General features: G+C 64.3%; 20 protein-coding genes. 11 read left to right on the plus strand and 9 right to left on the minus strand.

The annotated features are described in order from the left end of the window. Positions 1–46: 46 nt before the first annotated feature. Positions 47–1,237, minus strand: coding sequence for an acyl-CoA dehydrogenase (locus tag AAHK20_RS21730; RefSeq protein WP_449183569.1), 1,191 nt, complete (start codon positions 1,235–1,237; stop codon positions 47–49). A gap of 86 nt (positions 1,238–1,323) precedes the next feature. Here AAHK20_RS21730 and AAHK20_RS21735 point away from each other — a divergent pair, with 86 nt between their 5' ends. After that, positions 1,324–2,124, plus strand: coding sequence for an IclR family transcriptional regulator (locus AAHK20_RS21735; protein WP_449183570.1), 801 nt, complete (start codon positions 1,324–1,326; stop codon positions 2,122–2,124). A gap of 41 nt (positions 2,125–2,165) precedes the next feature. Here AAHK20_RS21735 and AAHK20_RS21740 read toward each other — a convergent pair whose 3' ends face one another. After that, positions 2,166–2,984: an EAL domain-containing protein gene (locus AAHK20_RS21740; RefSeq protein ID WP_449183571.1), complete on the minus strand. Its 819-nt coding sequence runs from the start codon at positions 2,982–2,984 to the stop codon at positions 2,166–2,168. Positions 2,985–3,231: 247 nt separating this feature from the next. On the opposite strand from AAHK20_RS21740, the gene hmgA reads away from it, so the two are divergent. Next, positions 3,232–4,554: a homogentisate 1,2-dioxygenase gene (gene hmgA, locus AAHK20_RS21745; protein WP_449183572.1), complete on the plus strand. Its 1,323-nt coding sequence runs from the start codon at positions 3,232–3,234 to the stop codon at positions 4,552–4,554. Then, positions 4,551–5,867, plus strand: a complete 1,317-nt coding sequence (gene fahA / locus AAHK20_RS21750) for a fumarylacetoacetase (RefSeq protein ID WP_449183573.1) — start codon at positions 4,551–4,553, stop codon at positions 5,865–5,867. Before hmgA ends, fahA begins: the two co-directional genes overlap by 4 nt. 24 nt (positions 5,868–5,891) lie before the next feature. On the opposite strand, the gene AAHK20_RS21755 is transcribed toward fahA, so the two are convergent. From AAHK20_RS21755 to AAHK20_RS21770, 4 genes are all read right to left on the minus strand, one after another. Then, entirely contained in the window at positions 5,892–7,589 is a 1,698-nt protein-coding gene (locus AAHK20_RS21755; RefSeq protein ID WP_449183574.1) for a PQQ-binding-like beta-propeller repeat protein, read from the minus strand. Positions 7,590–7,734: 145 nt separating this feature from the next. Then, entirely contained in the window at positions 7,735–8,931 is a 1,197-nt protein-coding gene (locus AAHK20_RS21760; protein ID WP_449183575.1) for an MFS transporter, read from the minus strand. Positions 8,932–9,007: 76 nt separating this feature from the next. Continuing rightward, on the minus strand, positions 9,008–10,180 hold the full coding sequence (locus AAHK20_RS21765) for an MFS transporter (protein WP_449183576.1): 1,173 nt from the start codon (positions 10,178–10,180) through the stop codon (positions 9,008–9,010). Positions 10,181–10,310: 130 nt separating this feature from the next. Next, positions 10,311–11,120, minus strand: coding sequence for a crotonase/enoyl-CoA hydratase family protein (locus AAHK20_RS21770; RefSeq protein ID WP_449183577.1), 810 nt, complete (start codon positions 11,118–11,120; stop codon positions 10,311–10,313). Positions 11,121–11,253: 133 nt separating this feature from the next. Between AAHK20_RS21770 and AAHK20_RS21775 the strand changes: the two genes are divergently transcribed. Beyond that, the gene (locus AAHK20_RS21775; RefSeq protein WP_449183578.1) at positions 11,254–11,730 is read left to right on the plus strand and encodes a plasmid fertility inhibition factor family protein; all 477 of its coding nucleotides are present in this window, start codon (positions 11,254–11,256) and stop codon (positions 11,728–11,730) included. A 4-nt stretch (positions 11,731–11,734) separates the two neighbouring features. Here AAHK20_RS21775 and AAHK20_RS21780 read toward each other — a convergent pair whose 3' ends face one another. Beyond that, a complete protein-coding gene (locus AAHK20_RS21780; protein WP_449183579.1) occupies positions 11,735–12,730 on the minus strand; it encodes a 2-hydroxyacid dehydrogenase in 996 nt (331 codons plus the stop codon). Positions 12,731–12,763: 33 nt separating this feature from the next. Beyond that, positions 12,764–13,738, minus strand: a complete 975-nt coding sequence (locus AAHK20_RS21785) for a LysR family transcriptional regulator (protein ID WP_449183580.1) — start codon at positions 13,736–13,738, stop codon at positions 12,764–12,766. A gap of 451 nt (positions 13,739–14,189) precedes the next feature. On the opposite strand from AAHK20_RS21785, the gene aspT (AAHK20_RS21790) reads away from it, so the two are divergent. The 3 genes from aspT (AAHK20_RS21790) to AAHK20_RS21800 all read left to right on the plus strand — a co-directional run bounded on the left by aspT (AAHK20_RS21790) (position 14,190) and on the right by AAHK20_RS21800 (position 19,383). Then, positions 14,190–15,884, plus strand: a complete 1,695-nt coding sequence (aspT, locus tag AAHK20_RS21790) for an aspartate-alanine antiporter (protein ID WP_449183581.1) — start codon at positions 14,190–14,192, stop codon at positions 15,882–15,884. Between the two features lie 65 nt (positions 15,885–15,949). Then, on the plus strand, positions 15,950–17,632 hold the full coding sequence (gene aspT / locus AAHK20_RS21795; RefSeq protein ID WP_449183582.1) for an aspartate-alanine antiporter: 1,683 nt from the start codon (positions 15,950–15,952) through the stop codon (positions 17,630–17,632). Positions 17,633–17,724: 92 nt separating this feature from the next. Continuing rightward, positions 17,725–19,383 carry a bifunctional aspartate transaminase/aspartate 4-decarboxylase gene (locus tag AAHK20_RS21800; protein WP_449183583.1) on the plus strand — a complete coding sequence of 553 codons (1,659 nt, stop codon included), beginning with the start codon at positions 17,725–17,727 and terminating at the stop codon, positions 19,381–19,383. Positions 19,384–19,435: 52 nt separating this feature from the next. Here AAHK20_RS21800 and AAHK20_RS21805 read toward each other — a convergent pair whose 3' ends face one another. Further along, entirely contained in the window at positions 19,436–19,660 is a 225-nt protein-coding gene (locus AAHK20_RS21805) for a hypothetical protein (RefSeq protein WP_449183584.1), read from the minus strand. On the opposite strand from AAHK20_RS21805, the gene AAHK20_RS21810 reads away from it, so the two are divergent. From AAHK20_RS21810 to AAHK20_RS21825, 4 genes are all read left to right on the plus strand, one after another. Further along, positions 19,653–20,876 (plus strand): pyridoxal-phosphate-dependent aminotransferase family protein, encoded by a 1,224-nt coding sequence (locus tag AAHK20_RS21810; RefSeq protein ID WP_449183585.1) that lies wholly within the window; start codon positions 19,653–19,655, stop codon positions 20,874–20,876. The two genes, AAHK20_RS21805 and AAHK20_RS21810, sit on opposite strands and share 8 nt — an antisense overlap. A 111-nt stretch (positions 20,877–20,987) precedes the next feature. Then, positions 20,988–21,458 carry an antitoxin PaaA2 family protein gene (locus AAHK20_RS21815; RefSeq protein WP_449183586.1) on the plus strand — a complete coding sequence of 157 codons (471 nt, stop codon included), beginning with the start codon at positions 20,988–20,990 and terminating at the stop codon, positions 21,456–21,458. After that, positions 21,455–21,748, plus strand: coding sequence for a type II toxin-antitoxin system RelE/ParE family toxin (locus tag AAHK20_RS21820; RefSeq protein WP_449183587.1), 294 nt, complete (start codon positions 21,455–21,457; stop codon positions 21,746–21,748). Before AAHK20_RS21815 ends, AAHK20_RS21820 begins: the two co-directional genes overlap by 4 nt. Before the next feature lie 45 nt (positions 21,749–21,793). Further along, complete coding sequence (locus AAHK20_RS21825) at positions 21,794–22,129, plus strand: cupin domain-containing protein (protein WP_449183588.1); 336 nt, start codon at positions 21,794–21,796, stop codon at positions 22,127–22,129. Positions 22,130–22,131 lie beyond the last annotated feature (2 nt).

Genomic DNA, 22,131 nt, shown 5'->3' on the forward strand with positions numbered 1-22,131 from the left:
CGGATGCCCGCATTGCGCGCGCATCCGCCGGAAACAAGCGAATCAATCAGAAGAACGCCTGAATTCCCGTCTGAGCCCGGCCGAGAATCAACGCGTGAATATCGTGCGTGCCCTCGTAGGTGTTCACGACCTCGAGATTGACGAGATGGCGCGCAACGTTGAATTCGTCCGAGATGCCGTTGCCGCCGAGCATGTCGCGCGCGAGCCGCGCGATGTCGAGCGCCTTGCCGCACGAATTGCGCTTCATGATCGACGTGATTTCGGTGGCCGCCGTCCCTTCGTCTTTCATCCGCCCCAAGCGCAGCACGCCTTGCAGCCCGAGCGTGATTTCGGTCTGCATGTCGGCGAGCTTCTTCTGGATCAGCTGGTTGGCGGCGAGCGGGCGGCCGAACTGCTTGCGGTCGAGCACGTATTGACGCGCCTGGTGCCAGCAGGCTTCCGCCGCGCCGAGCGCGCCCCACGCGATGCCGTAGCGCGCCGAGTTCAGGCAGGTGAACGGGCCGCGCAAGCCGGTCACGCTCGGCATCAGGTTCTCTTCGGGCACGAACACTTCGTCGAGCACGATCTCGCCGGTGATCGAAGCGCGCAGGCCGACCTTGCCATGAATCGCCGGGGCGGAGAGACCTTTCCAGCCTTTCTCGAGAATGAAGCCGCGGATCGCGTCCTTGCCGTTTTCCTCGAGCTTCGCCCAGACGACGAACACGTCGGCGATCGGCGAGTTCGTGATCCACATCTTCGAGCCTGACAGCGAGTAGCCTCCATCAACCTTTTTTGCGCGCGTCACCATGCTGCCCGGATCGGAGCCGTGATTCGGCTCGGTGAGGCCGAAACAGCCGATCCATTCGCCGGTCGCGAGTTTCGGCAGGTACTTGGCCTTCTGCGCGTCGGAGCCGAATTCGAAGATCGGCACCATCACGAGCGACGACTGCACCGACATCATCGACCGATAGCCCGAATCCACGCGCTCCACTTCACGCGCGATCAGTCCGTAGCTCACGTAGTTCAGGCCCGGGCCGCCGTACTGCTCGGGGATCGTCGGTCCCAGCAGTCCCAGTTCGCCCATCTCGCGGAAGATTTCGATGTCCGTGCGCTCGTGGCGGAAGGCTTCGGTGACGCGCGGCAAGAGCTTGTCCTGCGCGTACGCTTGGGCGGCGTCGCGCACCATGCGTTCTTCTTCGGTGAGTTGCTGGTTCAAAAGCAGCGGGTCGTCCCATTGGAACTGAGCGGCGTCGGACATCGCGATATCTCCTAAGCAGGTCTTGACTGTAGTTCCGCTGTGCGGAACAATGTTTTGCAAATCACGACCGAGTGTATCACCCTGCCATGTCCGCTTCTACTCCGTCCGATTTCGACGATTCCCCCGATTCCATCGACGAGCGCAAGTTCGTCGTCGCGCTCGCGCGCGGCCTCGATCTGCTGCGCGCGTTCCGGCCCGGCGAGACGTTGCTCGGCAACCGGGATTTCGTCGCGCGCACGGGACTGCCGAAGGCGACGGTCAATCGGCTCGCCTACACGCTGACCGTGCTCGGCTACCTGCGTTTCGACGAAGGGCTCGGCAAGTACGCACTCGATGCGGGCGTGCTGTCGCTCGGCTACGCGCTGCTCGCGGGCACCGATACGCTCGAACTCGCGCGGCCGCACATGCGTGTGCTTGCGCGCGAGGTCGGCGCCGCGGTGTCGCTCGGATGCCGCGACGGGCTCGACATGATCTACCTGGAGACGATCCGCAGCGAAACCGCACTGACGCTCGGGCTGGCGTCGGGCTCGCGCCTGTCGATGCTCACGAGTTCGATGGGGCGCGCCTATCTGGCGGTGCAGCCTCTGGAAGTTCGCGCGGCGCTCCTCACGGAGCTCAAGCGTGCGGCCGGCGACGACGCTGCCGCGCTCGTCAGTGCGACACAGCGCGCGATTGAAGGATTCGAAGGCGAGCGCTGCTGCTATTCGTTTCGCGATTGGCACGAAGACGTGAACGCGGTCGCCGTTCCGTTTCGCGAGCCGCGCGATGGTCGCTGGCTCGTCCTGAGCTGCAGCGGACCGGCGTCGTCGATGGGAGAGGACGTGTTTCGCGAGCGCGTCGCGCCGAAGCTCAAGGCGTTGGCGCGGCGCCTCGGACAGGCGGAATAAGGCGGAGTAGCGGGCTTAGACCCGGAGGCTTGGATCCGGGCTTAGACAGCCCGGTCGTGCGTCGCGAACAACGGCCCTTGCACGAAGCGCACGTCGTATTGCTGAAGCGCGTCGAACTGGGCTTCGTCGGCGACGCGGCTGAAGATGAGCGGAATCTTGAGCCGATTCGCGTAGCCCACGAGCGGCTTCACCATCGAATCGCGCAGCGCCGCGCCCGCATCCATCTTGATGAAATCGAGCCGCGCCATATCGGACACCGAAAGGATGTGCCCTGCGTTCGGCAGATTCCCCGCCACCTTGAAGCCATAGAGCTGGTAGCTCTTCGTCAGATAGCCAAGAAACGTCCGGTGCCCGACCGCCGCGCTCGGCAGCTCGATTACGACTCGCGCCGGGTTCAGCCCGAACGAAACCAACACCGACGAAAAGTGCCGGCCGTGGTCGTACTTCACGCTCTTGAGCAGCCGCTCGTGCACGCGCAGAAACAAGAGGCCGTGCCGCCGCGCACCGAAGAAATTGATCGCGTGCAGCGCGCGGGAAAGACGATCCAGCGCGACGAGTTCCTGATCGTCCACAGCGGTGTCGAACGGGTCGAAGGCGGTGCCGTCGAGCCGCTGCGTGACCGCCTGGAAGCCCAGTTCGTCACCGAAGCGGTCGACGCTTTCAGGCGACGACGTCAGCGTCTGCGGAATGCCGTGCATGCTGACGTCGAAGATCGGTTCGTAGGCGCTGCCGATCTCGACGTTGCGAAACCGTGCGCAGGCCACGCCGCTGTGTTCGCCTTCGCCCATGACCAGATGCTGGCCGAGGAACGGGTGGCCGGCGGCATGAGCGACGAGCGCGGGAATGGTCGACGGGATCATTGAGGGGCAAAAATGGCGCAAAAGTGCGGCAACTCGCCGCATCAGCTGATGTTAGCAGTCTGTGCGGCGCTGTCTTGAAAAAAATACTGATATCGATCTTGAGCGTTTCCTCGGTTACTCAGGGTTTACGTTAATTTAACTATCCGTAATTGGTTTTACTATGCGTAAATTCTCGGCCGACGGCGGCAGGCTTGCGATTGATCGGCGCAAGCGCCTCGTTGCCGCTCGGAATCCACGGAGACAACACATGCAGACTTCCTCTCGCCACGAAATCGAACCGGGCTACCAGTCCGGATTCGCGAACGAGTTCGCGACCGAGGCGCTACCCGGCGCCTTGCCGAGCGGCCGTAATTCGCCGCAGCGCGCGCCCTATGGCCTCTACGCTGAGCAGATATCCGGCACGGCTTTCACAGCGCCGCGTGGACACAACCGGCGCTCGTGGCTGTACCGCATCCGTCCGGCGGCGGTGCATCAGCCGTTCACGCCGCTCGAATCGCACAAGCTCGTCGCGAACTTCCACGACGTGCCGCCGACCCCGCCCAACCAACTGCGCTGGGACCCGCTGCCGATGCCGTCCGAGCCGACCGACTTCGTCGACGGCTGGGTGACGATGGCGGGCAATGGCTCGGCCGACGCGATGAGCGGTTGCGCGATTCACCTCTATGCCGCGAACCGGTCGATGCAAGACCGCTTCTTCTACAGCGCCGACGGCGAGCTTCTGATCGTCCCGCAAGAAGGGCGTCTGCAGATTTCGACCGAGATGGGCCACATCGACCTCGAACCGTTCGAGATCGCCGTGATTCCTCGCGGCGTGCGCTTCGCCGTCGCGCTGCCGGACGGCCGCGCGCGCGGCTACATCTGCGAGAACTTCGGCGCGCTGTTGCGCCTGCCGGATCTCGGGCCGATCGGCTCGAACGGCCTCGCAAACCCGCGCGATTTCCTGACTCCGCATGCCGCCTACGAAGACCGCGAAGGCGCGTTCGAACTGGTCGCGAAACTCAATGGCCTCCTGTGGCGTGCCGACATCGGCCACTCGCCGCTCGACGTCGTCGCGTGGCACGGCAACTACGCGCCGTACAAGTACGATCTGCGCCACTTCAACACGATCGGCTCGATCAGCTATGACCACCCGGACCCGTCGATCTTCCTCGTGCTGCAGTCGCAAAGCGATACGCCGGGTGTCGATACGATCGACTTCGTGATCTTCCCGCCGCGCTGGCTCGCGGCCGAGGACACGTTCCGCCCGCCCTGGTATCACCGCAACGTCGCGAGCGAGTTCATGGGGCTCGTGCACGGCGTCTACGACGCGAAGGCCGAGGGCTTCGTGCCGGGCGGCGCGAGCCTGCACAACTGCATGTCGGGGCACGGGCCGGATGCCGAGACCTTCGAAAAGGCGTCGGCGGGCGATACGACCAAGCCGCACAAGGTCGGCGACACGATGGCATTCATGTTCGAGACCCGCACGCTGATCCGCCCGACGCGCTTCGCGCTCGAAACCGCGCAGCTGCAGGCGAATTACTACGAGTGCTGGCAAGGCCTCAAGAAGCATTTCAATCCGGAGCAGCGATGAGCACCACTTCCATCGATCAAGCCGATCTCCAGGCAACCCGCGACGCGTCACGAAAGAGCTGGCTCGCGTCGGCCAATGACGCGCAGTGCGATTTCCCGATTCAGAACCTGCCGTTCGGCATCTTCAGCGACAAGAGCAACCCCGCGCCGCGCGCGGGCGTGGCGATCGGCGATTCGATCGTCGATCTCGCCGCGCTCGCCGACGCGGGCAAGCTCACGCTTCGCGCAGACGGCAACGTGTTCGCGAAGCCGGCGCTCAACGACTTCATCGCGCTCGGCCGCGATGCGTGGCGCAGCGTGCGAATTCAACTGAGCACGCTGTTGGAAGCGAACTGCCCGACGCTGCGCGACGACGCCGCGCTGCGCGCACGCGTGCTCGTGGAGCAAGCCGACGTCACGCTGCATCTTCCCGTCGACATTCCCGGCTACACGGATTTCTATTCGTCGAAGGAACACGCGACGAACGTCGGTTCGATGTTTCGTGATCCGAAGAACGCGCTTTTGCCGAACTGGTCGGAGATGCCGATCGGCTATAACGGGCGCGCGTCGTCGGTGGTGGTGAGCGGCACGCCGGTGCGGCGGCCAAATGGTCAGTTGAAGCTGCCCGATCAGGAGCGCCCGGTCTTCGGCGCGTGCCGCAAGCTCGATATCGAATTGGAGACGGGCTTCATCGTCGGGCGCGGCAATGCGCTCGGCGAGCCGATCGCTTGCGCCGACGCGGAGGATCACATCTTCGGCATGGTGCTCTTGAACGACTGGAGCGCGCGTGACATCCAGCAATGGGAATACGTGCCGCTCGGCCCGTTCAACTCGAAGGGCTTCGCGACGACCATCTCGCCCTGGATCGTCACGCTCGATGCGCTCGAGCCGTTTCGCGTCGCGCAGCCTCAGCAAGAACCGCAGCCGCTCGCGTACTTGCAGCACGACGGCCAGCACGCGTTCGATATCGAACTCGAGGTGCGCTTGCGTCCGGACGATGCCGGCGAAGCGACCACGATCTCGCGGACCAATTTCAAGCACATGTACTGGACGATGGCGCAGCAGCTCGCGCATCACACGGTGGCCGGCTGCAACACGCGCGTCGGCGACCTGTTGGGCTCGGGCACGATCAGCGGGCCCACGGCCGATTCGTTCGGCAGTCTGCTGGAGTTGACCTGGAACGGTCAGCGGCCGCTCGAGTTGGCGAGCGGCGGCACGCGTGCGTTCATCGTCGACGGCGATGAGCTGACGCTCGCCGGATGGTGTAAGGGCGATGGTTATCGCATCGGGTTCGGCTTGTGCGAAGGGACGATCCTGCCTGCACGCTCGTCGTAAAGCGGCCCAGGGTGTTTCGGGCGGCTAGCCGCCCAGCAGCCCGAACACCCCCACGCCCGTTGCGGTCCCCACATAGACCTTTCCGTTCGCGATCATCGGCGTAATGAATTTATTGCCCTGTCCGAATTGATCGCGCGCATTCGCCGCCTGCGTGCTGTTGTAAAGCTCGTGCGAGAGGTTGCTTGCGTCATACGCGTAGAGTCCCGCGATGTCGCCGTTCATCGCCACCCATACGATCCCGTTTGAAGTCCCGTTCGCCGAGATGCTCGGCGTCGCGCCCGGCGTGCCGAACGATTCGGCCGACTGGCTGGTCGGCGCTGTCGCCACCTGCGCGTTGCTGATCGGGAACGCCTTGATTTTGTCGCCGATCGAGCCGAAGTAGATCCTGCCGTTGAAGTACGCGGGCATGCCGAATTCCGCTCCGACGAGCTGTCCGTTGATCTGCTGATAGATGTTGTTCGCGCTCGCGTTGAATTTACCCATCGAGTCGCGGTTGACGACGTAGATGCTCGAATCCTTGCCCGCGCCGACCGCGAGATGGTGGACGGCGCCGCTCGAATCGGTCTGATCCGGCAGTACCAGCGCGCCGCCCGAGCCGAGGTCCTCGTCAGCCTGTGATTCGGCGAGTGTGTTCGACATGTTGAAGTAGTCGGAGACAGTCAGGCCGTTCGTTGTGCCGAGCTTCAGGAACGCGTTGCCGTAGTCGCCCTGCGAGGGGAAGCCGTTGGCCGTGAGCGTCGTGTCGAAGGTGCCGTTCGCGTCGAGGAAGTAAATCGACTGGCCGTCCGAGGCCATGCCCGCGCCGCTCATCCAGATCGAGCCCTCCGTGCCGTTCGGCGTGAGGCTCAGCACGCTCGTCTGCATGAGCGTATCGGCGCTATAGGCGATCACCCAGCCATTGTAGGGCTCGACGTCGCAGTGCGAGGTCCAGCCCGTGTAGATGATGCCGTTCAGCTCCAGCAGCGACTGGCGCTCCGCGTATTGCTTCGGATTGAACGTGAGCGTGCCACCCGAGCCGTTGGTGCTGTTGCCGGGATAGGACGCCGCGATGGTCGTCGGGCCGCCGAAGAGCTCCGCACCCGTCGTGATGTCGAGCGCGTGGATGCGCTGGTGATAGTTGCTCGAACTGTCTTTCGACATGGCGACCACATAGATCGCGCCGTTCGGTCCTTTCGTCCGGTCGATGACGGGCGTCGACGTAATGCCGATCTCAGGCGAGATCTGCGTGCACCCTAGGTCGTCGCTTGGCGTCTCGTGCGCGCCGAGCGTCGAGACCTGCCAGAGCACGGCGCCGTTGTCGGCGTCGAACGCGTAGACGCTCGCATTTTCGGTCGCCACGTAGAGCACGTTGTGCTTGCTGCCGCCGATCGTCACCTGCGAGAGATAGAGCGGCTCGGCGTCGACTTTGCCGTCGGTCGTGTCGAAGCCGATCTTGCCGAACGTCGCCGAATTCACGTTGGCGAGCGTGAGCGTCGTCTCGGCGAGTTGCTGGCCCGTGCGACCGATGTCGTTGTGATAGGTCACGACATCGGCGGCCATCGCGGTGCCTCCGCCTGATGAGCCGCTGCCGGAACCCGATCCCGAACCGCCGCTTCCGGCCGACGAGCCCGAACCCGTGCTGGAGCTTGAGCTGGAACCACCGCCTCCGCCGCCGCTGCAGTTGGCGAAAATGGCGACGATCAGCAACGCGAGCACGCGCTGCACGTAACTCGGGCGTTTCATGTGTGCTCCCCCAACGCTAGAGCCTGTTCACGCTAGTAACAGGCTTGCGAACATACCTTGCGGGTGAACAAGCGGGGCCGGTGGAACCGATAGCCGTGCGCCGATTATCCCGCCGCGGTGCGAGACGGATCGCGCACGGCTGAAGCTATTGGCGGGAAAGAGGGAAGGTTTGGCGGGAAGTGCGGCGCCGCTCCCAAACGGCGGCTGCGAGAAATGCGAGCGCGCTGGCCAGGAGCACGCCGATCAGCGCATTCGCGCCGATGCCGCGCATGAGCGGCCCGGCAATCAGCGGGCCGCCGAAGCTTGCGACGCTCCATGAGGCCCCCACCAGCGAACTCGCCGAGACGAGCGCGGCGCCGCGGAAGCGCTCGCCGCACGCGACGATCGACAGCGTGTAGATGCTGCCGGCCGCCGCGCCGAGCACATAGAGGATCGGCCAGCACAGCCACGGATGCTCGACCGCCCACGGCAAGGTGGGCAACAGCGCCACGACGACGATCGCTGCGCCGGCATGCACTCGCTCACGTCCGAGCCGGTCGGCGAGCCAGCCGATCGGGAATTGCAACGTCGTGTCGCCGAGCAGCAGCGCCGAGGCGAACAGCACGGCGACTTCGCTCGACACGCCGTGCGCCATCGCGAAGAGCGGCAACAACGACAGCGCGAGCGTATCGAGAAGCGCGAAGAATGCGGTGCCGACGATGATCGCGGGCATCTGCGGCAGCACGTGACGCCAGTCGCTCGATGACCCCGATGCGCCGGATTCGTCTGCGCTGCCGTGATCATCGTGCGCGATCGGCGCGGTGCGGATCGCGGCGAGTACGGGCAGCGCGAGCAGAAAGATCGCGCCGCACAGCAGGAAACGCCACGCGGTGAAATCCGCGATTTGGCTGACGAGCACGGGTCCGGCCATCTGGAACAGCGTGAAGTTCGTCGCATAGATCGCGACGACGCGGCCGCGCGTGGCGTCGTCGGCGAGCTGATTGACCCAGGCTTCGCCGATCGTGAAGAGCAGCATCAGCGATGCGCCGCACAGCACGCGCAGCACGGCCCAGACGGCCAGGTTCGAGGTGAGCTGCATCAGCGCGGTCGCGCAGGCGACGGTGAGCACCGAAGCGACGATCACCTGCCGCCCGCCGAAGCGCCCGGCGATCCGGCTCGCGAGCGGCACCACCAGCAGACCGCCGCCGGCCTGCGCGGCGGTCAGCAGGCCGACGACGTCGGTGCCGTAGCCCGCTTGCGTGAGCGCGAGCGCGGTGAGCGGAAGCGTCGCGCCGGTGCCAAGGCCAACGACGGCGACGGAGAGGATCAAAGCGAGGAAGTCGCGGGTCAGGACGGTTTTCATCGGACGGGATGCTACTACGCCGCGACTGGACTAATGGTCCAACTCAGGCCCAACCTAGACGCACCTCACGCGCAACTTAGCCCGGCGCGCCGACCGGCATGCGTCGCGTGCGGCGCTCGAGCTGCACCGACCACAGCGTCAACGCCAGCGCCGCAATGGCCATCGCCACGCCGACCCACGGCAGCGACGTGAGCGGCGCGCCCGCGGCGATCGCCGTTCCGCCGAGCCACGCGCCCGTCGCATTGCCGAGGTTGAACGCGCCTTGATTGAGCGTCGATGCGAGGTTCGGCGCATGGCTCGCCCGATGGACGATCAGCATCTGCAGCGGCGGCACGATCGCGAACGCGAGCACGCCCCAGAAGAAGATCGTCGCCATCGCCGGGTAGGCCGAGTGCATGGTCCCCGCGAAGATCGTCAGCACGACGACGATCGCGAGCAGGAACGCGAGCAGCGACGGCATCAGACGCCAATCGGCGAGCTTGCCGCCAAGCGTGCTGCCGACGGTGAGGCCGAGCCCGAAGAGCAGCAGCACGAACGTGACCGCGTGCGGTGTGAAGCCGGTCACGTCTTCAAGAATCGGCGTGATGTACGTGAACACCGCAAAGAGACTCGCCGACGCGAGCGCGCTGATGCCGAGCACCATCACCACCTGCGGGTCCTTGAGCACGCTGAATTCGCGCACGAGGCTCGTCTCCTGCATGTCGATTTGCGCCGGAAGGCAGACGGCGAGCGCGCCGGCGGCGAGGATGCCGATGACCGTCACGGCCCAGAACGTCGCGCGCCAGCCGAACTCCTGGCCGAGCGCCGTGCCGAGCGGCACGCCGAGCACGTTGGCGAGCGTGAGGCCCGTGAACATCAGCGCGATGGCCTGCGCGCGGCGGTTCGGCGCGACGAGGCCGGCCGCGACTACCGAGCCGATGCCGAAGAACGCGCCGTGGCAGAACGCGGTGACGACGCGCGCGGCCATCAGCACCGCGTAGTGCGGTGCCACCGCACACAGCAGGTTGCCGACGATGAACACGCCGATCAAGTTCATCAGCGCTTTCTTGCGCGGCATGCGGGCGGTGGCGATCGCGAGGATCGGGGCGCCGATCGTGACGCCGAGCGCGTAGCCCGAGACGAGCATGCCGGCAGCGGGGATCGTCACGCCGAGATCGCGCGCGACGTTGGGCAGCAGCCCCATGATGACGAACTCGGTGGTACCGATTCCAAAGGCGGCAACGGCGAGGGCGAGCAGGGGCAACGGCATGGCGGGGGAACTCAGGCAGAACTTGCCGGCGCGCGTTTCGGAACGAGAGCGCGAGCGCCGGCTAGGGAAAACAGCTAGGGGATTCTACCTAAACCGAAATTGTCGCGCTGAGGCTCGAAGGGGAGTGTTGCTAGGATGCCGAATCCCCATGCCGTCCCGCGCCCGCGGCGAAGCGCGTGGCACCCGCGAGGCCTTCGTCGAGGACCGCCCGGTAGCCGCCGGCGCCTTCGCGCTGCAACGCTTCGGCGAGATCGCCGAGCATGCTGTTTTCGAGCGCCGAACGCCGGTCGGCCAGCAACGCCGCCTGCGGAAACGCGGCAAGTTGCGCGGCGAGCGCTTCGGCCGCGGCGCGCGCCGTGCCCGGCGGCACCACGCGATTGGCGAGGCCGATCGCGAGCGCTTCGGCGGCATCGACCGCGCGTCCGGTCAGGATCAGATCGAGTGCGCGCGACAAGCCGATCAGCCGCGGCAACCGGATCGTGCCGCCGTCGATCAGCGGCACGCCGAAGCGGCGGCAAAACACGCCGAGCACGGCGTCTTCCTCGACGACCCGCAGATCGCACATCGCCGCCAACTCGAGCCCGCCCGCCACCGCATGTCCCGCGATCGCCGCGATCACGGGCTTCGTGAACGCCATGCGCGTCGGTCCCATCGGCCCGGGGCCGCTGCCGTCCGCATGCAGTTCGTTGCGGCGCGCGTCGTCGCCAAGCGCAGTGAGATCGGCGCCGGCGCAGAACGTGCCGCCCGCGCCGAACAGTACGGCGGCGAGCCAGCGAGGCTCGCTTTCGAAACGCTCGAAGGCGGCGCGCAGCGCGTCGGCGGTAGGCCGGTCGACGGCATTGCGTCGAGCAGGCCGATCCAGCACGATCGTGGCGACTGCACCCTGCGTTTCGAGGCGTAGGGACTCGCTGAAATGTTCGACCGCGTACGGTGTGCTCACGTGAGTCTCCTGGTCGGCAATTGCTCACCTACACTGTCATGCAGGCGTCACGATGGCTTGCTAGGCTGCAACCCCATTTTTAAGCGAACGCTTCTTTTTGGTGCGTTGCGCACGGTTTTTTGAGTGCCCGTCCATGTTATCCCCCGAGCCCAATCGCGAAGTCGCCACCGATGCCGATCCCATCTGGATCGTTCAGCTGCCTGGTCATTCGCACTATGACCATGTCCGCTTGAAGCGTGTCTTCGTGGACGACGGCACGCGCCATCAGGTCGTGATGGTCGACGCCTTCAAGCTGCTGCAATGCGCGAACCGCGACGAGACGGACTACGTCCTGAAATCGGTCGACGATTGGCATGCCGGCAAGATCAGGGGCATCCGCGAGTTTCTCGACCCGGACAACGCGCGGATCCCCGAGATGCCCTATGTCACGATCACTCAGCGCAAGCGGCGCGGCCTCATGGGCTGGCTCGGCATCGAGCACGAAGGCGTGGTCGCGTTTCGCAACGGACAGCACCGCGCGCGCTACCTGGCGTATGCCGGCGCTGCGAACTTTCCGGTCGAAGTGGCTGAACGCGAAGCCGAGCTGTTGATCAGCTTGTGCGGCGCGTGAGTTCCTAGCCTTCGCGCACCACGTTGCTCGGCGATCCGGCGTGCCAGTCGCGCGCGTTGCCGAGTGTCGTGCCTGCGATTTCCATCATCGCTTCGCGCGTGAAGAACGCCTGGTGCGCGGTGATCATCACGTTCGGAAAGTTCAAGAGGCGAGCGAGCACATCGTCTTGCAACGGGCTGTCCGAATGGTCCTCGAAGAACAGCCCGCCTTCTTCCTCGTACACGTCGAGCCCGAGATGCCCGAGGTGGCCGCTCTTTAGCGCGCCGATCAGCGCGTTGCTTTCCACCAGGCCGCCGCGTCCCGTATTGATCAGCATCGCGCCGCGCTTCATGCGCGCGAGCGCGCCTTCGTCGATCATGTGGTAGGTCTCAGGCAGCAGAGGGCAATGCAGGCTCACGATGTCCGACTCGGCGAGCAACTCGTCGAGCGGCACGTAGCGCGCGCCGAGCGCGAGCATTTCGTCGGCGGGCTTGGGCGGGCTGTACGCCAGCAGCTTCGTGCCGAAGCCCGCCATGATCTTGCCGAACGTGCAGCCGATCACACCCGTGCCGATCACGCCGACCGTCTTGCCGTACAGATCGAAACCGAGCAGGCCGTTGAGCGAAAAGTCCCCTTCGCGCGTGCGTGCGACCGCGCGCGGCAAGCGCCGGTTCAGCGCGAGGATCATGCCGACGGCGTGCTCGGCGACTGCGTGGGGCGAGTAGGCCGGCACGCGCGCGACCGTTATGCCGAGCCTCGCGGCCGCGGCCAGATCGACGTGATTGAAGCCCGCCGAGCGCAGCGCGATGAGGCGGGTGCCGCCGTCCGCGAGCTTTTCGAGGACAGCCGCATCGACCGTATCGTTGACGAACGGGCAGACGACTTCATAGCCGTGCGCGAGGATGGCTGTTTCGGCATCCAGCCGGCTTTCCTGGAAATGCAGGCGAAATCCGTAGGCGGCGTTGGCTTCGTTAAAGGTATCGCGATCGTATTGGCGGCTGCTGAACAAAATCACACGCACGGTGTGCCTCCCTTCATCGAAGGCGCGCCGCTGTTACGACGGCACGCTGGGCATTTCATGGAGCGTCACGGGAATACGTCTTGCATTCACGTGGCTTCGCTCGATTGTCTCATCGTTGCTGTAATGCTCGAGCGTGTAGTCGATGAAGCTGCGCGTTTTCGCGGGCTGGAATTGGCGCTCGGGATAGACGATCGACACCTTGGCTTCGGGGGCGTCGATCACGTAGTCCTTCATGATGTGCTTCAGCTCGCCGAGCGCGAAGTCGTCCGCCACGAAAGGCAGCGGCAGGATTGCGATGCCCATGCCGGCAAGCGTCGCGAGGCGCACCATCGGCGCGCTGTTGACGGTGTAGACGGGCGAAAGGCCGACTTCGTGCACGCGCGAGTTGCGGTCCATCAAACGCCAGGTCGGCTCGTGCTGGTCGGCGGGGAGCGAGACGAACGCGTGCCCCGACAGCTCGCAGGGCGTATGCGGTTCGCCATGCTCCGCGAGGTAGTCCGGCGACGCGCATGCAACGAGGGCGTGAAAGCCGAGCGCGTGCTCGACCAGCGGGGCGTTCTGCGCCCGGAAGGCCGTCACGATGGCGACGTCGTAGTTGTCGTTCGCGAGGTCGGCCGGCTGCTCTGCGAGCGTCAGGCGGATCTTGACCGACGGATAGCGGCGGCGAAAACCGTCGACGAGCGGTGTCACCCACAACGGCGACAGCGCCGCGGATACGGTGACGCGCAACGTGCCGCTCGGACCGTGCTCGGTACTTGCCACGGTGGCGTCGAGCTGGTCGAGTTCCTCCAGCATCGAACGGCAGCCCTCGAGATAACGGTTTCCCGCTTCGGTCAGCGAGAGATTTCGCGTCGTTCTATTGATAAGCCGCGTATTTAAGTGCGATTCGAGCATTGCGATACAGCGCGTAACAAAGGCATTCGAGACTTCGAATTGACGCGCGGCACGGCGAAAACTCCTCGTTTCGGCTACGTGGACAAAGACTCGCATGGCTTGGATTTGATTCATGATTTTTACAAAATAGTCTGGCTATTTGATTGACTGGGTCGCGTCACCGATCTGGAGATGCAGTATTCCTGCAGCAATTCGGCATTTCGTCAATGGTCAATCAATGTAAAAAAATAACGTTGACACTATCTTAAAACCAGAATAAAAATTACGCCCTACCTTATATAAAAGTAAGAGGAATACGAGCGCTGGCGTTTAATTCGACTGAAATCTAGAAGACGAGATGATTAAGTAGTGTACTGATGTGTACGTCTAGCCGCCTTGCGCGGCGGGCGGTTGCGCAGTGCTGCTTTGCGGTCTCTCTTTGCCGCGATAGCCATACCGCATTCAATGGCGAATTTGCTTTTGTTGATCGTACGTCCGCTTTCAAACTAGTCAGTCCCAATATGTGACTGTCTAGTTAATCTGCCGGACGCCTGATCCATTTAATTGTGTCGCGGAGAACGCCTGAATGATCGGCGAATTGTTACGGAATCAGCCCGAATTTGCGTTGTTTGCCAGTCTCGCGCTGGGTTATCTAATCGGTTCGTTCAAGATTGGACCGATTCAGCTCGGCGGCGTTTGCGGCACCTTGATTGTCGCGCTGGTGCTCGGGCAAACGGGTGCCCGCATTAGCCCCGATCTGAAAAATATCGCATTTGCTCTATTCATTTTCGCGCTCGGATTTACTGGCGGTCCCCAATTTTTTGCCAATGTCGGCAGGGGCTGGCGTTACGGACTGCTTTCGCTGATTGAGATCTCATCCGTTCTGGCATTGGTATTCACTGCCATTGTGCTGCTCGATCTGGACCAGGGCACGGCGGCCGGGCTCCTCGCCGGCGCGGCGACGGAATCGGCGGTGATCGGCACGGCTTCCGAAGCGATCGGGCGGCTTGGCTTGCCCGCCGCCGAGACGGCGCGCCTGCAGGCGAATATCGTCACGGCCTATAGCGTCAGCTACCTGTTCGGGCTGATTTCGATCGTGCTGTTCACCAGCCAGATCGCGCCGCTCCTCATGCGTATCGATCTGCGCGCGGAAGCCGAGCGCCTCTGGCGCAAGCTCGGCGGCGACGGCGCGCTCGAAGAGGGGCAGCGCGTCGCGGCGCCGTCGCTCGTCGGGCGCGAATTCAGCGTCGGTCCGGCTGCCGGCTCGACCATCGCCGCGCTCGAAGCGCGCTACGGCTACAACCTCGCGGTCGAAGGCGTCTTGCGAGAGTCGGCGACGCTCGCCGTCGAGCCCGAACTCGTGCTCGAGGCGGGCGATCACGTGGTGTTGGTCGGCCGGCGCGAGGCGCTGGTCGAGGCCGCGCATGCGATCGGCGACGAGCTGATCGGCCACGACGCGTCGGACGTTCATACGCAGCGGCTCGACGTGGTGCTCACGCGCCGCGAAGCGCATGGTCTGACCATCGCGGAAGTCCGCGAGCGCGCGGCGCCCGAACAAGGGCGCGGCGTGTTCATCTCGGCGGTCACGCGTCTCGAAAGCACCGTGCCCGCGCTGCCCGGCACCGAACTGAACCGCGGCGACGTGCTGACGCTCGTCGGCGCGCCCGCCGACGTCGAGCGCGGCGCCGCTCAGCTCGGCTATGTCCTGCCGGCGACGAATAAGACCGATTTCGTGCTGCTGGGCGTCGGCGTGCTCGTCGGCATGGCCCTCGGTCACTTGAGCGCGCGCATCGGCAGCGTCGCGCTCACCCTCGGCACCGGCGGCGGCTGTTTGCTGTCGGGGCTCCTCTTTGGCTGGATCCGCTCTCATCACCCGCTCGTCGGCTCGTTGCCGTCGGCCGCCGCACAAATTCTGAAGGACTTCGGACTCGGGGCATTCATCGCCGCCGTCGGCCTCTCGGCCGGCTCGGACGCGCTCGCGCTCGTACGCCAGTACGGCTTCGCGCTGCCCCTCGTCGGCGTCCTGATGGTGCTCGTGCCCGGGCTCCTGTCGCTTTGCATCGGCCGCGCGCTCTTGAAGCTCGACGCGCCGATGCTGCTCGGCGCGATCGCCGGGCAGCAGTGCAGTACGCCGGCGATCAGCGCGCTCGTGGGGGTCGCCGGCAATTCGACGCCAGTCATCGGCTACACGATCACGTACGCGCTTTCGAACGTTCTGCTTCCGCTCGCGGGGCCGATCGTCGTCGGTTTTGGAGGCGGCTTGCGTGCGTTGCATCTGTAGCGGATGCCGGTCGGCACGGCGGCGCGTGGGCAGCCGCAGGTTTTTTCAACAACAAAGAGGACACGATGACTTGGCTACATGACATCTTTCACAGGTCGCCTGAGATCGCCCTGTTTTTATCGCTGGCGATCGGCTATTACATCGGGCAGATCAATTTCGGCAAATTCCAGTTGGGCGGGGTGGGCGGATCGCTCCTTGCCGCCGTGGTTGTGAGTCAGGTCGGAGTGCAGGTCGACAACGGCGTGAAGTCCGTGATGTTCGCCGTGTTCATCTACGCGGTGGGTTACGAGTCGGGGCCGCAGTTCTTCAACTCGATCAACCGCAAGACGCTGCGCGAAATCGCGATGGCCGTGTTTCTCGCGGTGTCGGCGCTCGTCACGGTGGTTGTGTGCGCACGCATCTTCCATCTCGACAAGGGCCTCGCCGCCGGTCTCGCGGGCGGCGCACTGACGCAGTCGGCGATCATCGGCACGGCCGGCGACGCCATCGCGCGCCTCGGCTTGCCGCCCGATCAGGTCAAGTTCATGCAGTCTGAAGTGGCGATCGCCTATGCGGTGACCTACGTGTTCGGCACGCTCGGCGCGCTCATCGTCTGCGTGAACATCCTGCCGAAGTTCATGGGCCAGGGCTTGCGCGAAGCGTCGATCGAAGCCGAGAAGCTGCTCGCGGGCGGCGGGGCGAAAGGGCCGGGGCAGCGTCCCGCGATGCCGGTGCTGGTCGGCCGCGCGTATCGCGTTGGGCCGGCGGCGGGGCGCTCGATCGCCGAGATCGAGCAAGGGCACGATGACCTCCTCACGATCGAAAAGGTCCGCCGCCACGGCAAGGCCGTCGAGCCGACGCCCGAGCTCAAGCTGCAGGCCGACGACGTGATTCTGGTGGTCGGCCGCCGCGAGGGCGTCGTCGAAGCGGCGCCGCTGATCGGCGAGGAAGTGGCCGACACCGACGGCGTCTCCACCGTGATGCAGACGCGCCAGGCCGTGTTCACGCGCAAGGGCATGAACAACGTGTCGATCGCCCAAGTGCGCGAGCAGGTCGATCGCGAGCTGCGCCACGGCGTCTACGTGGAAAGCGCGACGCGCGCAGGCCAGCCGCTGCCGATTTTGCCCGACACGAAAATGCAGCACGGCGACGTCATCACGTTCTACGGCACTCCGAAAGATACGAAGCGCGCGGTCGAGCTCGCCGGCTACGAAATGCCGTATTCGAATAAGACTGACTTTATCTACATGGGCGTCGGTCTCGTGCTCGGTCTCTTGATCGGGCTCGTCGTCGAACGGATCGACGGGATTCCGCTCACGCTCGGCTCGGGCGGCGGCTGTCTGCTGGCAGGCCTGCTGTTCGGCTGGATGCGCGGCAAGCATCCGATGTACGGCGTGATGCCGTCGCAAGCGTCGCAGCTCCTGAAGGATTTCGGCCTGGCGGCGTTCGTCGCGGTGGTCGGCCTCAATGCGGGTCTGCAGGCCGTGGTGACCGTCAAGCAAAGCGGCATGACGATTTTCCTGCTTGGCCTCGTCGTCACGATCCTCCCGCTGATTCTGACGATGCTCTTCGGCCGCTACGTGCTGCGCTACAACAACTCGGCCATCCTGGCCGGCGCGCTGTCAGGCTCGCGCAGCGCGAACCCGGCATTCGGCGGCGTGCTCGACAAAGCCGAAAGCGCGGTGCCGACGGTGCCGTTCGCGATCACCTACGCGATCGCCAACGTGCTGTTGACGCTGCTCGGGCCGCTGGTCGTCGGCCTGGTTTGATCTCGGGGCGATCTCGATAGGTTGTTGCATTTCATACGCCTCGCGCCAGCTGATGCGCGAGGCACCAAACTGGTTTTATCTGGAGAACACACATGGCAAAGCTGAGCAAGGAACAGATCGACAAACTGGTCGGATCGTTGGGGACGTTGAGCCCGTTCGAGCAAAAGGACGTGCTGATCAAGGTCGCTCGCGGTGAAGAAGCTGCACGCCCGGCCGATCGCCAAATGCTCAACGCGGGCCGCGGCAACCCCAACTTCCTCGCGACCGAACCTCGCCACGCTTTCTGGCAGCTCGGTCAATTCGCGACGCGTGAATCGGAGCGCTCGTTCGGCCATCTCGAAGGCGGCGTGGGCGGCTTCGCGCTGCGCGGCGGCTTGCGTGAGTCGTTCAGCCGCTTCCTCGACGAAAACGAGGGCAAGCCGGGCATTGCTTTCCTGAAGAACACGTCGCACTACGTGCGCGATCAACTGGGTCTCGACGTCGAAGAGTTTCTCTATGAAATGGTCGACGGCATTCTCGCGTGCAACTACCCGGTGCCGGACCGGATGCTGAAGATGTCGGAAGTCATCGTCGGCGAATATCTGCGCCGCGAGATGGTCGGCAAGCACCCGTTCGCTGGCAAGTTCGACACCTATGCGGTCGAAGGCGGCACGGCCGCGATGACCTACATCTTCAACACGATGCGCGAGAACCACCTGATCAAGGCAGGTGACACGATTGCGCTCGGCATGCCGATCTTCACGCCGTACATCGAGATTCCGGAGCTGAACGACTACAAGCTCAACGTCGTGCATCTCGATGCGAAGGTCGAGGACGGCTGGCAATATTCGAAGAAGGAACTCGACAAGCTGCGCGATCCGAAGGTCAAGGCGTTCTTCCTCGTGAACCCGAGCAACCCGCCGTCGGTGAAGATCAGCGACGAAAGCCTCCACTACATCGCGGAGATCGTCAAAGAGCGTCCGGACCTGATCCTCCTGACCGACGACGTGTACGGCACGTTCGCCGACAACTTCACGTCGCTGTTCGCGATCGCGCCGCACAACACGATCCTCGTGTACTCGTACTCGAAGTACTTCGGCGCGACCGGCTGGCGTCTGGGCACGGTCAGCGTGCACGAAGACAACGTTCTCGACCGCCTGATCCGCGAGCTGCCGGCGGATAAGAAGAAAGAACTCCACCACCGTTACGAGTCGATCACGACGACGCCGGACCAGCTGAAGTTCATCGACCGTCTGGTCGCCGACAGCCGCACCGTTGCGCTCAACCACACGGCGGGTCTTTCGACGCCGCAGCAAGTGCAGATGGTGCTGTTCTCGCTGTTCTCGCTGATGGACACGAAGGACGTCTACAAGAACTCGCTGAAGCAGCTGATCCGCAGCCGCAAGGCGGCGCTGTATCAGGAAGCCGGCATCAAGAACACGGAGAGCGAAGAGAACCAGGTCGACTACTACACGGTGCTCGACGTCGAGTATCTGGGCGAGCGCGCTTACGGCCGCAAGTTCGTCGACTGGCTGCTCAAGCAGGTCAAGCCGTCGGAGTTGCTGTTCCGTCTGGCGAGCGAAGCGCAGGTCGTGCTGCTGCCGGGCCGCGGCTTCGGCACGCCGCACCCGTCGGGCCGCGTGTCGCTCGCGAACTTGAACGAAGCCGACTACCGGAAGATCGGCCGCGCGCTGCGCGGGATGATCGAGGAGTACGCCGAGCGGTACAACAAGGAAACCGGCGAATCGCTCGACAAGCACAAGATTCTGTAACGAACCGGCGAACGCACGCGGCTTGCCGCGTGCGCGATCTCTAGGTTGCCCCTCAGTCACGGCATCGCGCCCGTGGCTTACGACGCTCGTGGCGCAAGCCACGGGCGTTTTTTTTGCCGGTCCCATGCAGCGCGGTGAGCTCGCGCTGCGAATCAAGACCCGAGCGGGCAAATGACTTGCGCAATCGCGCGGAAGGAGGAATGATCGAAGACCCGCTGCGCTCGTCTTGAGCCGCGAGCCCCGAATCCGTACAACCCACGTCATCGATCATGTCCACGCCGTTCACTCCCATCGTTTGCCCCGACGTCGTCTCGCTCGACGAGATCCTCCCCGAAGAACCGTTGTTGATGATGGGCGCCGGCCCCGTGCCGATTCCAGCCGCCGTCGCCAAGGCGAACGCGATCGTCATCAACCATCTCGGCGCGACGATGGTCAAGGTGATCGGCCAGGTGAAGGAGATGGCGCGCTACGTGTTCCAGACTCGCTCGAAGTGGGTGCTGGGCGTAGCGGGCCCCGGATCGGCCGCGATGGAGATGGCGATCTCGAATCTCGCGTGGCCCGGCACGCGCGTGCTGTCGATCAAGAACGGCTTCTTCAGCGAACGGATGGCGGAGATGGCCCGCCGTACCGGCGCGCACGTCGTGACGCTCGATGTGGCGGACCGCTCGGTCGCGCGGCTGGAAGACGTCGAGGCGGCCTTGCGCCAGGAGCGGCCCGATATCGTGACGATCGTGCAGGGCGAAACGTCGAATACCGTTTGGAATCACCAGTTGAAGGAGATTGCCGCGCTCGCGAAGGCGGCGGGCGCACTGGTGGTCGTCGATGCGGTGTGCACGCTGTCGACGATGCCGCTCGAGATGGACGCTTGGGGCATCGATGCTGTGATTACGGGAGGGCAGAAGGGCTTGTCGTCGATTCCGGGCGTGTCGCTGATCGCGTTTTCGGACGCCGCGTGGGAACGCGTGAAGGGCCGCGAGCATGCGAACGCGCACTGGTGTCTCGATGCGTCGCTCGCCGAGAACTTCTGGCACAACGCGGGCTATCACTACACGGCGCCGGTGTCGGGGGTGCTGGCGCTGCATGAGGCATTGCGGCTCGTCTGCGCCGAGACGCTCGAAAAGCGCTTCGCGCGGCACTTGAAATGCTCGCTCGCGCTGCAGGCCGGGATTTCGGCGCTCGGCCTCGAGCTATACACCCCCGAGCCGTGCCGGCTGAATTCGGTGGTCGGCATCGAGGTGCCGAAGGGCTTGAGCCCTGCCGATATCTGCGGACACATCTCGCGGGAGCATCAGGTCGAGATCTCGGGCTCGTTCGGCTTGCCGATCGTGCGCATCGGGCAGATGGGCGAGCAGTGCCGCGAGCACAACCTGTTCAGGACGCTGCACGCGTTCGGCCGCACGATGGTGGATCTCGGCGTGCGCGTGGACTTGCCCGCGGGCGTGGCGGCGCTGGAGCGGTCGCTGGCGGGGAATGGGCGCGGGGCGGGGGCTTAGCGGTCCTTGCCGGTGCAGTTTGTACGCCGGCCCTCTGCCATTCGGTGCATTGACAAAAAATCACTTTAGTAGGTAAAGTGATTTTTTGTTTAGATGCTGTGAGGGCCGATCGTGCCTGAATTCATTACCCCGAACACACTGAAAGAGCTGATTGAGGCCAACGCCACCATCGGTGCAGTGGTTCACGGCGAAAAAGGTGGCTACGTCGTCATCGTCAAATACGGGTCCGTCGAACGGACGGTCGCCGCGCGCAGTAATAAGGGCGAGCTCAGTATTCGCGTGTTTGCCACCCTGGATTCGGCCGACAATTTCTTGCGCACGCGGGTGCATCTCACGCACTACGAAGTCGAGAGCAGCGGTTTCGAGCCCGCGGAGCGCAAGACGCGCTACGAACCGGTGTCCGCACGAATGAAGCGTGCGCACGAAGCGGCGGAGCACGACAAGTGGTTTCGTGAGGAGGTGCAACGCGGACTCGACGATCCGCATCCCGGCATCCCGACTGAGGAAGTTAGTGCGGATTTCGCAGAACGCCGCGCGGCGCTGCGCAAGCTGATCGACGATGAGCTGGAGAAAAAAGCTTGAGGCTCGTTTGGAAGCCCCAGGCGATTGCCGACCGGTCGGAGATCATGGAGTACATCGCGCAAGACAGTCCGTCGGCTGCGATCGATATCGATGAAGCGATCGAAGAGCAGGTCGAGAGCCTGATCCGTTTTCCGGAGCTAGGCCGGCATGGGCGGGTGCCGGGTACCTGCGAACTGGTGATTGCGCGTACGCCGTATATCGCCGTCTATGCGCTCGATCTCGAGAGGTCGGTTATCAGCGTCATCCGGGTTCTGCACGGCGCGCGGCTGTGGCCGCCGGAACGCGACTGACACGTATCCATCTCACCTCGCTTCTTACCGGAGGGCGCTTCAACCATGCTCACCAACCTACTCACCGGGCTTCCGTCGGCCATCGATCTGGCGGCCGAAGAAACGTTCGAGGAATTGCTGAGCCGGCCGGGCGTGCGCATCGAGCGCATCGTGTCGGGCGGCCAGTGCAGTCCGCCGGGATTCTGGTATTGCCAGCCGCAGGGCGAGTGGGTGCTCGTGCTCGCAGGCTCGGCTGGCTTGTTGCTGGAGGGTGAGCCTAAGGAACGCGTACTGCATACGGGCGATTTCGTCGATATTCCCGCCAATTGCCGCCATCGAGTCGAATGGACCGACGAATACATACCGACCATCTGGCTCGCCGTGCACTACGGCGCGGCGTAATG

It is taken from the genome of Trinickia camelliae, assembly GCF_053525655.1.